Annotated in this window: 7 protein-coding genes; 5 read left to right on the top strand and 2 right to left on the bottom strand. The window is 73.9% G+C overall.

Annotated elements, in window-relative coordinates; genetic code table 11:
* Positions 1–277: 277 nt before the first annotated feature.
* Both NON00_RS21990 and NON00_RS21995 read right to left on the bottom strand, forming a co-directional pair.
* Positions 278–3,244: a PAS domain S-box protein gene (locus NON00_RS21990; protein ID WP_256024902.1), complete on the bottom strand. Its 2,967-nt coding sequence runs from the start codon at positions 3,242–3,244 to the stop codon at positions 278–280.
* 110 nt (positions 3,245–3,354) lie between these two features.
* Positions 3,355–4,149, bottom strand: coding sequence for a class II glutamine amidotransferase (locus tag NON00_RS21995; protein ID WP_256024903.1), 795 nt, complete (start codon positions 4,147–4,149; stop codon positions 3,355–3,357).
* Between the two features lie 198 nt (positions 4,150–4,347).
* On the opposite strand from NON00_RS21995, the gene NON00_RS22000 reads away from it, so the two are divergent.
* The 5 genes from NON00_RS22000 to NON00_RS22025 form a co-directional block, all read left to right on the top strand.
* Entirely contained in the window at positions 4,348–5,913 is a 1,566-nt protein-coding gene (locus tag NON00_RS22000) for a TolC family protein (RefSeq protein WP_256024904.1), read from the top strand.
* 8 nt (positions 5,914–5,921) lie between these two features.
* The gene (locus NON00_RS22005; protein ID WP_256024905.1) at positions 5,922–6,668 is read left to right on the top strand and encodes an efflux RND transporter periplasmic adaptor subunit; all 747 of its coding nucleotides are present in this window, start codon (positions 5,922–5,924) and stop codon (positions 6,666–6,668) included.
* An 18-nt stretch (positions 6,669–6,686) separates the two neighbouring features.
* Positions 6,687–8,045 carry an efflux RND transporter periplasmic adaptor subunit gene (locus NON00_RS22010; protein WP_256024906.1) on the top strand — a complete coding sequence of 453 codons (1,359 nt, stop codon included), beginning with the start codon at positions 6,687–6,689 and terminating at the stop codon, positions 8,043–8,045.
* A complete protein-coding gene (locus NON00_RS22015) occupies positions 8,045–10,168 on the top strand; it encodes an HlyD family efflux transporter periplasmic adaptor subunit (RefSeq protein ID WP_256024907.1) in 2,124 nt (707 codons plus the stop codon). The genes NON00_RS22010 and NON00_RS22015 overlap by 1 nt, the downstream gene beginning before the upstream one ends.
* Positions 10,169–10,191: 23 nt before the next feature.
* Positions 10,192–12,491: Ig-like domain-containing protein (locus NON00_RS22025; RefSeq protein WP_305123509.1), on the top strand; the 2,300-nt coding region annotated here is incomplete at its 3' end.

Consider the following 12,491-nt stretch of genomic DNA (forward strand, 5'->3'; position numbering starts at 1 on the left):
GCGGTGTTTAGCGGCGATTACTTTGCCCGTCAACACCACCACCGAAGTTTTTCTTCAGCAGCCCCACCAACAACCCAGGCTCATCGCCCAAACCACCAGCAGGGGCGCGCCTTCTAGGACCTCAGAACCTCAGTGTCAAACCGATTCTGGGGCCGCCCCGCCGCGCCGCCCACCGGCATGGCGGCGCGACTCGCGGTGTTTCCTGGCCTGGCAGCCCGGCCAGCCGGGCGAATGATTTTTCCGCCCCCCAGCCCCTGGCACTTGCGCATGGCCCGGCTCAGCAGCGCGCCACCCCCTCCCCTGCCCCCGCATTTCGCCCCGCGGCGCCCCGCATGGCCAGCAGGGCCTGCACCCGCTCCGCCAGCAGGTCCATGGTGAAGGGCTTGGTCAGCAGTTGCACCCCGGGCGGCAGCTGGCCCTGCCCCGTCACCATGCTCTCGGCATAGCCGGTCACCAGCAGCACGGGCAGGCCAGGCTGGCGGCCCCGCGCCGCCTCGGCCAGCTGGCGGCCATTCATCCCCCCGGGCAGCCCGACATCGGAAATCATCAGGTCGACCGGCCGCAGCGAGTCGAAAAGGCACAGCGCTGCCGCCCCATCGGCCGCCTCCAGCGCCACATGGCCCAGGGCCTGCAGCACATCGACCATCAGCATGCGGACGGAGGGCTCATCCTCCACCACCAGCACGGTGCAGCCGGGGGCGGCGGGCATCGCCGCGCGGGGCGCCGGCTCGGCCTCCGCCGCCACCGCCGCCGCATCGCCGTGCCGGGGCAGGTAGAGGCGCAGCGCCGTCCCCTCCCCCGGCGCCGTGTGGATCCGCACCTGCCCGCCCGATTGCCGCACGAAGCCATAGACCATCGACAGGCCAAGCCCCGTCCCCTCCCCCAGCGGCTTGGTGGTGAAGAAGGGGTCGAAGGCACGGGCCGCCACCTCCGGCGTCATCCCGGTGCCGCTGTCGCGCACCCCCAGCATCAGATAAGGGCCGGGCGGCAGGTCGGCCGCCCGGGCCGCCATCATCCCCAGCTCCTGGTTGGCCGTCTCGATCTCGATGCGCCCGCCGCGCGGCATGGCGTCCCGCGCATTGATGCAGAGGTTGAGCAGCGCGTTCTCCAGCTGGTTGGCATCCACCAGCACGGCCCAGGCCGCCGGGTCGGCGCGCACCACGATCTCGACCTGCGGCCCGACGGTGCGGCGGATCAGCTCCTCCATCCCCGCCACCAGCCGGTTCACATCCGTCGGGCGGGGGTCGAGGGTCTGGCGCCGGGCGAAGGCCAGCAGCCGCTGCGTCAGCGCCGCCGCCCGCCGCGCCGCGCCCTGCGCCGCGGTGATATAGCGCGCCGCCTCCTCCGGCCGGCCCTGCTCCAGCCGCTGCCGCAGCAGCTCCAGCGCGCCCAGGATGCCGGTCAGCAGGTTGTTGAAGTCATGCGCCAGCCCGCCGCTGAGCTGGCCCACCGCCTCCATCTTCTGCACCTGGCGCAGCGTCTCCTCGGCGCGCACGCGCTCGGCCACCGCATCGGCCACGCGCTGCTCCAGCGTCGCCGTCAGGTCGCGCAGCGCCGCCTCGGCCAGCTTCAGCGCATGCACATCGGTACAGGTGCCATACCAGCGGCGGATCACCCCGTTCTCGCCCAGCAGCGGCAGGGCGCGGCCGATCACCCAGCGATATTCCCCCGAATGATGGCGCAGCCGGTATTCCACCTCATAGGGCGCGCCGGTCGTCACGCAGTCCAGCCAGAGGCGGCGGGTATGGGCCCGGTCCTCGGGGTGGAAGGCGGCCAGCCAGGCATCGCCATGGGTGCTGCCGGAGGGCAGGCCGGTATAGTCGTACCAGCGCTGGTTGAAATAATCCGCCTCTCCCTCCGGCCCGGTGGACCAGATCATCTGGTCCACCGCGTCGGCGATGACGCGGAAGCGCTCCTCACTGACGCGCAGCGCCTCCTCCGCGGTGCGGCGCACGGCCAGTTCGCGCTGCGCCGCCTGGTAGAGCCGGGCATTGTCCAGCGCCACCGCCGCCTGCCCGGCCAGCCCCACCAGCATCCGCTCATGCCGGGCGGTGAAGCGGGCCGGCTCGTCATGGGCGAAGAACAGCCCGCCGAGCGAGCCGCCCCCGCGCGAGACCACCGGCACCGCCATGTAGCTGCACACCGGCAGGTGGCCGGGCGGCAGGGCGCCGCTGTAGCGCGGGTCCAGCCGCACATCATCGCAGCGCACCACCCCCTCGGCGCGGAAGGTGGGGCTGAAGAGCGCCGTCTCGCGCGGCAGGGGGAAATGGGCGAAAGCCTCGGCCGGCGCGCCGGAGAGGGCGTAGAGGATATAGTCCTGCCCCGTCCCGTCGGTCTCCCGGTAGAAAAAGGCGCCGTAGCGGGCGCCGCAGAGCGCCACCGCCGCATCGGTGACCATCTGCACGAGGCGGCGCGGCTCCAGCTCCCCACCCAGCGCGGCGCCGGTGCGGTTGAGCGTCTCCAGCATGCGCTGTTCCTCGCGCAGCATCTCCTCGGCCCGGCGGCGGGCGGAGATGTCGCGGCAGAACAGCGCCACCCCCTCCTCCACCGGGAAGGCGCGCAGCTCGAACACGCCCTCGCGGCCGCTCAGGAAGCGGTGCTCCAGCTCGATCCCGCCGCCACGCCGCGTCGCCAGCACGCGGCGGCAGAGCGGCGCCACCTGCGGCAGGTCCGGCCAGGCCTCGGTGATGGACAGGCCGATCAGCGCCGCGCGCGGCCGACCATCGCGGCGCAGCGCCTCGGCATTGATGTCGCAGACGCGCAGCGCCGGGTCGAGCAGGACGAAGGCCTCGCCCATGCTGTCCAGCACGGCGCGCAGGCGGGTGGCGCCCTCCTCGGCCGGCGGCGCCGCGCCGCGCGGGGCTGGCGCGGCCATGTGGCAGAGCATGCCCGCCACCCCTCCCCCCTCCCCCGCCAGGGGCACGGCGCGCAGCCCCGGCAGGGCCGGCACCGCCCGGCCCTCGCGCAGATGGTGCAGGACCGGGGCCAGCAGCGCCTCGGCCAGCGGCCCGGCGGCGGCGAGGGGGCGGCCGAAGGCGGCCGGATGCGCGGCCCCCAGCAGGGGCGCCCCGGCCATATTGTAGAAGAAAAACCCCTCCTCCCCCCAGAGCAGCAGCGCCGGGCCCGGCGCGGCGCGCAGCCCCTCCAGCGCCATGCGCAGGGCGGGCGGCCAGGACTCCGGCTCGCCCAGGGGCGAATCGGCCCAGTCCCGCCGGTGGAGTTCCAGCCACCGGGAGAACGCCATGCCCTCCTCCGCCCCCGCATGTGCCACGCCCGCCGCCGCTCCTCCGTTCCTGTCCGCCACGCCGGCCCGTGCTTTCTGCCCGCGCCTCCCGCCCCCGCAGGGGGCCGCGCTCAGGCCGCCTCGGCCTGGGGCCGCGGCACCTCGAAGGGGCGCAGCGCCACCGGCGCCCCTGGCCGCGCCTCCAGCACCGTGTTGGCGGGGATGCGCTGCCACCCCGACTCGCGCTCATCCACCGGCTCGGATACCACCATCACCCCGCCGCAGCCCTCACGATAATAGAGCGAGGGCGGCAGGCTGTCCGAGGACCAGCGGAAGCAGGTGAGCGCCTCCCCATCGCTATAGGCGGCGGCGAAGCGCAGGGGCTGGCGGCTGCCGGCCTCGCGCATCAGCGCCAGCACGCGGCCCAGGGTGCGCGCCATCGCCGCTACCGGCTCCTCCGCCAGCCCATCGGCCAGGGCGGCCAGGAACAGCGCCTCGGTATCCCCCGTGCCCTGGCGGTGGACGTAGAGCGCATCGGGGATCAGCGCCTCGATCCGCCGCTTCACCCGCAGATAATCCCCCACCTGGCCATTGTGCATGAAAAGATGGCGACCATGGGCGAAGGGATGGCAGTTGGCCCGCGTCGTCGAGGTGCCGGTGGACGCACGCACATGCGCGAAAAATAGCCGGGACCGCACCTGGGCGCAGAGGGAGCGCAGATTCTCGTCCGACCAGGCCGGGCGGATCTCGCGGTAGAGGCCCGGCTCCTCGCGCTCCCCATACCAGCCGAGGCCGAAGCCGTCGCCATTGGTGACGGTCTTGCCTTCATCGGCGTGCATGGACTGGTGAATCAGCGAGTGGGCAGGGGCGCAGACCATCTCCGAGAGGAAGATCGGCTCACCCTGGTAGGCCAGGAAACGGCACATCGCATCGGTCCGGTCACAAAAAAAAGAGGACGTATCATTCTCCCGCCACCGCCCCGGCTGCAATGGCCGCATGGGGGTCGTGGCGACGCCAAGTGATGCGAAATTTCATCGTGAGTTAGGGGATACCGGTCTATGCCAGAGGGACAGAAGACCGGAGGCGCCTCGGCGCCCATGCGAAAAAACGACAATGAGGCGCCGATGTCGCTCCGCTCCACCCTGCTCTGTTCCGCCGCCCTGCTGAGCCTGGCCGCCTGCGGCCAGCCCAGGCCCCTCAGCCGGGAGGAGATCTCCACCCGCGCCACGGCCGACCTCCAGGCCCTGATGACCATGCCCGAGCCGGCCGAGCGGCCGGTGGTGCTGGAGGAGGCCATCGCCCGCGCCGTGAAATACAACCTGGACCACCGGGTGAAGCTGGCGGAGGAGGGCCTCTCCCTGGGCCAGGCGGATCTGACGGGGCTGGACCTGCTGCCGCGCATCGGCGCCGATGCCGCCTATACCTGGCGCTCGAAGGAGGGGGCGACCAGCTCGCGCTCCGCCACCACCGGCCAGCTCTCGCCCCAGGCCTCGATCGCCGAGGAAAAGAGCGTGCTGCGCGGCCAGCTCAATGCCGGCTACGACCTGCTGGAGCTGGGCATCAACTACGCGCGGACGAAGCAGGCGCAGGATGCGGCGCTGCTGGCCGGGGAGCGCCGGCGCAAGGCGATCCAGACCGTCGCCGCCGATGTGCAGAACGCCTATTGGCGCGCCGTCGCGGCCGAGCACCTGCTGCCCGAGCTGGAGCGGCTGATCACCCGCGCCAATCAGGCGCTGGAGCGCTCGCGCAAGGTGGAGCGGGACAAGATGCTCGCCCCCTCGGACGCGCTGGCCTACCAGCGCGTGCTGCTGGCGGCGCTGCAGGCGCTGAGCGAGCGGCGGCGGGAGATGGAGATCGCCAAGGCGGAGCTGGCCATGCTGATGGGCCTGCCGCCGGGCACCACCTACCAGATCGCCCAGGGCATGCCGGAGCTGAGCGGGCGGCTGACGGAACTGCCGCCGCAATCGCTGGTCCCGGTGGCCTTCGCCGAGCGGCCGGAGCTGCGGGCGGAGGACTACCAGGGCCGCATCACCAGCCGGGAGGTGGAGAAGGCCTTCCTGAGCATCTTCCCCTCGCTGACGCTGCGCGCCGGCCCGGCCTTCGACAGCAACCGCTACCTGCAGAACAATGAGTGGTTCCAGGCCGGCGGGCTGCTGAGCTGGAACCTGATGCGGATCTTCACCCTGCCGGCGCAGCAGCGCCAGGCGGAGCGCATGGCGGCGCTGGACCAGGTGCGGCGGATGCAGGTGGGGATGGCGGTGATGGTGCAGGTGCACCTGGCCGTGCGCCGGCATGAGGTGGCGCGCCAGGCCCATGGCCTGGCCGCCGAGGCCGCGCAGGTGGAGGAGCGGATGCTGCGCGAGACACGCAACCGCGTGGCGGCGCAGACGGCGAACGACCTGGACGTGGCGGTGGCCGAGGCCAATGCGCTGCTGGCCCGGGTGCGGCTGGCCCTGGCCCTGGCGGAGCGCGAGACGGCGGCGGCGCAGATCTATGTGGCCACCGGCCTCGACCCGCTGCCCGAGGCGGTGCGCGCGCATGACATCGCCACCCTGACCGAGGCGGTGCGCGCGCGCTTCGCCCTCTTCCCCGAGCGGCTGCGCACCGCGGCGGCGGGGGATGCGGCGGGGGATGCGGCGGTGCCGGAAGGCGCGGTGAGCGTGGCCCCTGACCCGGCGTCCAAGGGATAACGAGAATCATGCGAAAAATAACCGCTCTGATCCTGGCCGGCCTGGCCACCCTGCCCCGCCCGGCGGCGGCGGAGGAGGCGCGGGCGCAGATCCTGGCCGCCGAGGAGGCGCAGATCTCCGCCCAGATGTCCGGCCGCCTGCGCGAGGCCCCCTTCGCCGAGGGGCAGGGCTTCAAGGCCGGGGAGGTGCTGGTCGCCTTCGACTGCGAGGTGCAGCGGGCCGAACTGGCCAGCGCCCAGGCGGCGGCGGCCGGCAGCGGCCGGGTGCTGGCGGCGCGCGGGCGGCTGCAGGCGCTGGGCTCCGCCTCGGAGATCGAGATGGCCCAGGCCGCCGCCGATTCGGGCCGCGCCCGCGCCGCGGTGGAACTGGCCCAGGCCAGGCTGCGCTATTGCGAGATCCGCGCCCCCTGGGATGGGCGGGTGGCGCAGCGCCACCTGCGCCGGCATGAATTCGCCATTGATGGCAAGCCGCTGCTCGACCTCGTGGCGGCGGGCCCGCTGCGGCTGCGGGCGCAGCTGCCCTCCGCCTGGGTGGCCTGGCTGCGCCCCGGGCTGGTGGCCGAGTTGCGGGTGGACGAGACCGGCACCACCCACAGCGCGACGCTGGAGCGGGTGGGGGCGCGGGTGGACACCGCCTCGCTGACGGTCGATGCCAGCTTCACCCTCTCCGAGTCGCTCGGCACGCTGCTGCCGGGGATGAGCGGCACGCTGCGGCTGGCCCCGCCGGCCAGCCTCGCCGCCGCCGTGACACCGTGACGCGCGGAGCCTGATGCCATGAGCGCCGCCCTCCAGCCGCCGCGCCGCCCGGCCCCGGACCTCGCCGCCCTGCTCGGCGCCGTGCTGACCGTGGAGCGCGAGGCGCGGCGCATGCCTGATGCCGGCGCCCTCGCCTTCCTGGTGGTGAACGACACGCGGCAGGTCGTGGCCTATGACATGGCCGTGCTGCTGCAGGGGGGCGGCCGGCTGTGGCGGGTGGCGGCCATGTCCGGGCTGGTGGCGCCAGACCCTGCGGCCCCGCTGCCGCGCTGCCTCGCCCGCGCCGCCGGGGCGCTGGCGCAGCCGGGCGCCGCCCGCGCCGTCGGCCCCACCGACCTGCCCGAGTCGCTGCGCGCCGAGTGGATGGAACTGGCGCCCCCCTTCGCCGCGCTGGCCCCCCTGGCGGCCCCGCCCCAGGGCGGCAAGCCGCCCGGCACGCTGCTGCTGCTGCTGCGCACCCGCCCCTTCACCAGCGCCGAGCTGGACCTCGTCTCCCGCCTCGCCGAGGCCTATGGCAGTGCCGCCGCCGCCCTCTCGGCGCGGCCGCCGCGGCTGCGCCGGGCCGGGCTGCTGGGCGCCGTGGCGGCGCTGGCCCTGGCCGGGCTCGGCGGGCTGGCGGCGCTGCCGGTGCCGCTCTCCGTGCTGGCCCCGGCCGAGATCGTGGCGCGCACCCCCCTGCCCGTCTCCGCCCCGATCGAGGGGGTGGTGCGGCAGGTGCTGGTGCAGCCGAACGAGGTGGTGGCCGAGGGCCAGCCGCTGTTCCGGCTGGATGACGTGACGCTGCGCAACCGGCGCGACATCGCCCTGAAGGCGCGCGCCGTGGCCGAGGCCGAATTCGCCCGCGCCCAGCAGCGCGGCTTCAGCGATGCCGACAGCCGCAACCAGATCCGCCTGCTGCGGCTCCAGGCCGAGGAAAAGGGGCTGGAGGCCAAGCTGGCGGAGGAATTGCTGGAGCGCGTGGAGGTGCGCGCCCCGCGCCCCGGCATCGTGCTGCTGAACGACCCGCAGGCCTGGATTGGCCGTCCCGTCGCCACGGGCGAGCGGGTGATGAGCCTGGCCGACCCGGCCGAGCTGGCGCTGCGCGCCTGGCTGCCGGCGGCGGAGGCGGTGCCGCTGCCGGCGGGGGCGCGGGTGCGCTTCTTCCCGGATGCCGACCCGCTCTCCCCCCTGACCGCGCGGCTGGAGCGGGTGAATTACGAGGCGGAGGCGACACCGGGCGGGGGCCTCGCCTTCCAGGCCCGCGCCGGGCTGGAGGCCGGCGCCCTGGCGCGGCTTGGCGCCCAGGGCGTGGCGCGGCTGGAGGGGGCCAGCGTCTCGCTGGGCTATTACCTGCTGCGGCGGCCGCTGGCGGCGGCCCGGCGCGCGCTGGGGGTGTGATGGCCGTCTTCGCCGCCGCCCCGCCGCCCCTGCCCGCCCTGCGCACCGATCTGCGCCTGCATCCCGGCCCGCGCCACGCCGATGGCACGCCGGGCTGGACGCTGGAGGATCCCGGCCGCTTCCGCTTCTTCCGCCTGGGCTGGCTGGAGGTGGAATGCCTCGCCGAATGGCACCGCGGCCATGCCGCGGCCGTGGCCGCCGCCGTGGCCGCGCGCACCACGCTGCGCCCGGAGCCGGAGCAGGTGGCGGCGCTGGGCGATTTCCTGGCCCGCAACGAGCTGACGCGCACCGAGGGCCCGCTGGAGCGGATGCGGCTGCGCGGCGCCTGGGCGCGGCGGCAGCGGATCGGCACCCGGCTGCTGCATGGCTATCTTTTCTTCCGGGTGCCGCTGGTGCGGCCGGCGGGGTTCCTGCGCGCCACCCTGCCGGCGGTGCGCTGGCTGGGCGGGCGGGTGGCGCTCTCGGCGCTCGGGCTGCTCTCGCTGCTCGGGCTGCTGCTGGTGCTGCGGCGGCTGGACCTCTTCGTGGCCGAGGCGGCCGGGCTGGTCAGCGCCGGCGGGCTGGCCGCCTTTGGCGCCGCCCTCGTCGTCTCCAAGCTGCTGCACGAGTTGGGGCATGCCTATGTCGCCACCGCGCACGGGGTGCGGGTGCCGTCCATGGGCGTGGCCTTCATGCTGGGCGCGCCGCTGCTCTACACCGAGACCTCGGGCGCCTGGCGGCTGACGCGGCGCGGGCCGCGCCTGGCCATCGGCGCCGCCGGGCTGCTGGTGGAGACGGCGCTGGCCGGGCTGGCCTCGCTGGCCTGGGCGCTGCTGCCGCCCGGCCCTGGGCGGGATGCGGCCGTGCTGCTGGCCACCGCCGGCTGGGGCATGACGCTGCTGGTCAATGCCAGCCCCTTCATGCGCTTTGACGGCTATTACCTGCTCTCCGACGCGCTGGGGCTCGAGAACCTGCATGGCCGCTCCTTCGCCATGCTGCGCTGGCGGCTGCGGGAGATGCTGTTCGGCCTGGGCGAGGCGCCGCCGGAGGCGCTCTCCCCCGGCCTGCGGCGCTTCCTCACCGGCTTCGGGCTGGTCACGCTGCTGGCCCGCGCCTCGCTCTATCTGGCGATTGCCTTCGCCGTCTATCACCTGTTCTGGAAGCCGCTCGGCATCGCGCTCTTCGCGGTGGAATTCGGCTGGTTCCTGGCCCGCCCCGTCACCGACGAGCTGCGCGAATGGGCGCGGCGGCGCCATGCCTTCCGGCTGAACCGGCGGATGCTGGCCACCCTGGCCGGCACCGCGCTGCTGCTGGGCGGGCTGCTCCTGCCGCTGCGCGGCACCATTTCCGCCCCCGCCCTGCTGGATGCCGCCGCGCGCGGCGATGCGGTGGTGGCCACCCCCGGCCGGCTGGTGGAATGGCCGCACCCGCCGGGGAGCGTGCTCGCCGCCGGCGATGTGGTGGCGCGGCTGGAAAGCCCCGAGTTGGAACGCCGCATCGCCATCGCCGGCCTCGCCCTGGCGCGGGCGGAGGATGAGCAGCGCCTGGCCTTGGCACGGACCGAGACGCTGGACCGCCGCTTCGCCCAGCAAGAGGCGGTGCGGCAGGCCCGCGCCGCCCTGGCCGCGCTGGAGGCGGAGCGCGCGGCCCTGGAAATCCGCGCCCCCGTGGCCGGGCGGCTGCGCGACCTGGAGCCCCAGGCCCAGCCGGGCAGCTGGCTGCCGCGCGGCCTGCGCCTCGCCACGGTGGTGGATGAGGTGGCGCCGCCCCGGCTGCGCGCCCTGCTCGCCGAGGCCGATCTCCGCCGCGTGGCGCCCGGCGCCGCCATGGCCTTCATCCCCGAGGGCGATCCCGGCCACAGCATCCCCGCCACGCTGCAGAGCATCGCGCCCGGCGCGCTCACCGCGCTGGAGCGCTGGCAGATCCTGGCCGAGCGGCATGGCGGCCCGGTGCCGGCCGATGCCGATGGGCGGAACCGCCTGGTGCCGCGCCATGCCCTCTATCCCGCCGAGGCGGTGGCCGATGCCGCCGCCCCCGGCTTCGCCACCCCCGGCACCGCCCTGATCGAGGGCGAGGCCGAGTCCCTTCTCCGGCGCGCCTGGCGCCATGCCGCCGCGGTGCTGATCCGCGAAAGCGGCTTTTGAGAAACGTCCCACGGAGCCCGAACATGACGCAGACGACCGGCCAGACCCCGCGCCCCTCCCGCCCGGTGTCGACCCTGCGGGCACTGGAGCCACGGGCGATGTTCGACGCCGCCGGGGCCGTGACGGCAAAGGAGGCGGAGCAGAAGCAGGCGGAGGCCCAGGCCAAGGCGAGCGACCTGTTCCACGACGTGGCCCAGGCGGCCGAGGCGCCGCGCAGCCTGGTGGTGGTAGACCCGCGCGTGGCGAACGGGCTGGCCCTGGCGCAGCAATTGGCGCCGGGGGCGGATGTGCTGCTGCTCGACCCCTCGCAGGACGGCATCGCCCAGGTGCAGGCGGCGCTGGCCATGGGGCAGCCGGTGGCGACGCTGCATATCCTGACGCATGGCCGCGATGGCGCCGTGAGCCTGGGTGACACCCTGCTGGACGCCACCACGGCGGCGGCGCGGGCCGGGGACCTCGCTGCCTGGAAGGCCGGGCTGGCCGAGGGGGCGGACCTGCTGGTCTGGAGCTGCGAGGCGGCCGAGGGCAGCACCGGGACGCAGCTGATCGCCACGCTGCGCGCCACCACCGGGGCGGATATCGCCGCCTCCACCAACATGACCGGCGCCGGCGGCGACTTCGTGCTGGAGACGCTGATCGGCGAGGTGGACACCACCATCCTGGAGCGCGCCGCCAGCCTCGCCTGGGGCGGCACGCTGACGGTCACCGCCGCGCCCACCATCGACAGCCTCAGCGACGACACGGGCAGTTCCGCCAGCGACTCCATCACCAACGACAACACCCCGACCCTCTCCGGCACCGCCACGGCGGGGGCGGAGGTGCGGCTCTACCGCGCCTCGGACAATGCGCTGATCACGCTGGTGACGGCGGATGGCAATGGCGACTGGACGGCCCAGCTCTCGATCTTCGCCCTGGCCGATGGCACCTACAGCGTCTATGCCAAGGCCAATGACGGCAGCGGCCTCAGCGCCGCCTCGGCCACCTTCAGCCTGACCGTCGATGTGGTGGCGCCGATCGCCCCGGTGGTGAGCGGCATCAGCACCGACAGCGGCACCAGCGCGACCGACGGCATCACCAACCAGAGCAGCGTCACCGTCTCCGGCACCGCCGAGGCGAGCAGCACGGTGGAAGTGCTGAAGGATGGCGCCTCGCTCGGCACGGTGACGGCGGATGCGAGCGGCAACTGGACCATCGCCGCCACGCTCACCGAGGGCAGCAACAGCTTCACCGCCCGCGCCAGCGACCTGGCCGGCAATACCGGCGTGCTCTCCACCGCCTATGCCGTGACGCTGGATACGGCGGCGCCGGCCGCGCCCAGCATTTCCAGCATCTCGCCGGATTCCGGCACCTCCTCGACCGACAAGATCACCTCGCAGGGGAGCATCACCGTCACCGGCACGGGCCCGGCCAGCGCCACCATCACGCTCTACAGCAGCGGCACGCAGGTGGGCAGCACGACCTCGGATTCCTCGGGCAACTGGGTGGTCAGCCTCTCCGGCTCGCCGCTGGCGGAGGGGACGCACAGCCTGACGGCGCGCGCCACCGACACGGCCGGCAACCAGGGCAGCGATTCCACCGCCGTGACCGTCGTGGTGGACAGCACCGCGCCGGCGGCGCCGGTGCTGACGGCCATCTCGCCCAATACCGCCGTGCTGCCGAACATGTTCTACACCAGCGCCCAGGCGCTGACGCTCTCCGGCACGGCAGAAGCCAGCACCACCGTCACCGTGCTGCTGAATGGCAGCAGCATCGGCAGCACCACGGCCGATGGCAGCGGTGCCTGGACGCTCGACATCAGCAACGTGCAGCTGCCGGCGGGGGTAGCGCAGTTCACCCTGCGGGCCAGCGACACGGCGGGCAATACCGGCAGCCTGTCCTCCAGCTATGACGTGACGGTGGATCTGACGGGCACGGCGCCGGCCAGCGTCAGCGGCCCATCCAACGGCACCTACAACACCGGCGATACGCTGGATTTCAGCGTGACCTTCGGCGAGGCGGTGGTCGCGACCGGCGGCACGCCGCGGCTGACGCTCGATGTCGGCGGCGCCACGCGCTATGCCACGCTGCATTCGGGCAGCGGCACCAGCACGCTGGTCTTCCGCTACACCGTGCAGAGCGGCGATCTCGACGCCGATGGCATCAGCGCCACGGCCAGCATCGACCTGAACGGCACCACCCTGACCGACCTCGCCGGCAATACGGCGACAACCAGCCTCTCCGGCCTGCTGCCGACGCTGACCAGCGTTCTCGTCGACGGCGTCGCCCCCACCATCAGCAGCGTCGCCGTCCCCGCCGACGACACCTATGGCGTCGGCGAGACGCT

It is taken from the genome of Roseomonas sp. GC11, from assembly GCF_024437745.1.
GTDB lineage: Bacteria > Pseudomonadota > Alphaproteobacteria > Acetobacterales > Acetobacteraceae > Pseudoroseomonas.

Excerpts from the sequence above, each read along its gene's own strand:
- NON00_RS21990 (WP_256024902.1), bottom strand. The coding sequence starts at position 3,244 with ATGGCGTTCTCCCGGTGGCTGGAACTCCACCGGCGGGACTGGGCCGAT.
- NON00_RS21995 (WP_256024903.1), bottom strand. The coding sequence starts at position 4,149 with ATGTGCCGTTTCCTGGCCTACCAGGGTGAGCCGATCTTCCTCTCGGAG.
- NON00_RS22000 (WP_256024904.1), top strand. The coding sequence starts at position 4,348 with ATGTCGCTCCGCTCCACCCTGCTCTGTTCCGCCGCCCTGCTGAGCCTG.
- NON00_RS22005 (WP_256024905.1), top strand. The coding sequence starts at position 5,922 with ATGCGAAAAATAACCGCTCTGATCCTGGCCGGCCTGGCCACCCTGCCC.
- NON00_RS22010 (WP_256024906.1), top strand. The coding sequence starts at position 6,687 with ATGAGCGCCGCCCTCCAGCCGCCGCGCCGCCCGGCCCCGGACCTCGCC.
- NON00_RS22015 (WP_256024907.1), top strand. The coding sequence starts at position 8,045 with ATGGCCGTCTTCGCCGCCGCCCCGCCGCCCCTGCCCGCCCTGCGCACC.